The 1480-nt window shown below is 56.1% G+C and carries 2 rRNA genes; both read left to right on the top strand.

Going from position 1 to position 1480, the window contains the following annotated elements:
* Positions 1-1271: ribosomal RNA gene (locus H7U12_RS22085) — 23S ribosomal RNA — on the top strand; the annotation flags it as partial.
* 88 nt (positions 1272-1359) lie between these two features.
* A 5S ribosomal RNA gene (rrf, locus tag H7U12_RS22090) occupies positions 1360-1471 on the top strand.
* Positions 1472-1480 lie beyond the last annotated feature (9 nt).

Raw genomic sequence — 1480 nt, forward strand, 5'->3', positions numbered from 1 at the left:
AAGGTTACGCTACCCGTACCGCAATCCGACACAGGTAGTCGAGGAGAGAATCCTAAGGTGCTCGAGTGAATCACGGCCAAGGAACTCGGCAAAATGGCCCTGTAACTTCGGGAGAAGGGGCGCTTCCTCCAGCGATGGAGAAGCCGCAGTGAAGAGGCCCAGGCGACTGTTTAACAAAAACACATGGCTATGCGAAATCGAGAGATGAGGTATATGGCCTGACACCTGCCCGGTGCCGGAAGGTTAAGGGGGGGAGTTAGCCGCAAGGCGAAGCTCTGAACCGAAGCCCCGGTAAACGGCGGCCGTAACTATAACGGTCCTAAGGTAGCGAAATTCCTTGTCGGGTAAGTTCCGACCTGCACGAATGGTGTAACGATCTGGGCGCTGTCTCAGCCGTGAGCTCGGTGAAATTGTAGTCTCGGTGAAGATGCCGAGTACCCGCTACGGGACGGAAAGACCCCGTGCACCTTTACTATAGCTTAACATTGACTCTGGGTAACTGATGTGTAGGATAGGTGGGAGACTGTGATCCGGCGTCGCTAGGCGTCGGTTAGTCAACGTTGAAATACCACCCTTCAGTTGCTTGGAGCCTAATCCCTGAGTGGGAGACATTGTTTGGTGGGTAGTTTGACTGGGGTGGTCGCCTCCAAAAGAGTAACGGAGGCTTTCAAAGGTACCCTCAGCACGCTTGGTAACCGTGCGCAGAGCGCAATAGCAGAAGGGTGCTTGACTGTGAGGCCCACAAGCCGAGCAGGGCCGAAAGGCGGATATAGTGATCCGGTGGTTCCGCATGGAAGGGCCATCGCTCAAAGGATAAAAGGTACGCCGGGGATAACAGGCTGATCTCCCCCAAGAGCTCATATCGACGGGGAGGTTTGGCACCTCGATGTCGGCTCGTCACGTCCTGGGGCTGGAGAAGGTCCCAAGGGTTCGGCTGTTCGCCGATTAAAGTGGCACGCGAGCTGGGTTCAGAACGTCGTGAGACAGTTCGGTCCCTATCTGTAGTGGGCGTTGGATTTTTGAGGGGACCTGTCCTTAGTACGAGAGGACCGGGATGGACGAGCCTCTGGTGGACCTGTTGTGGCGCCAGCCGCAGCGCAGGGTAGCTACGCTCGGATGAGATAAGCGCTGAAAGCATCTAAGTGCGAAACTCACCCCAAGATGAGAAATCCCTTTAAGGGCCGTGGGAGACGACCACGTCGATAGGCGGCAGGTGTAAAGGTGGAAACACCATAGCCGAGCCGTACTAATTGCCCGAGAACTTTCCCGCCACCAAGGCGCGTACCCTATTCGTTCTCTCTCCTCCCAAGTATATCAAAGCACCCCCCGACATCATTAGCGCTCTAACGACGCAACGATAATGGTGGCTATGTCGCGGGTGTCCACCTCTTCCCATTCCGAACAGAGAAGTTAAGCCCCGCCGAGCCGATGGTACTGCGGTCACACGCGGGAGAGTAGGTAGCCGCCAACCCCCTTATGA

Origin of the sequence: Rufibacter sediminis (assembly GCF_014269285.1) — a bacterium.
In the GTDB taxonomy this organism is placed as follows: Bacteria; Bacteroidota; Bacteroidia; order Cytophagales; family Hymenobacteraceae; genus Nibribacter; species Nibribacter sediminis.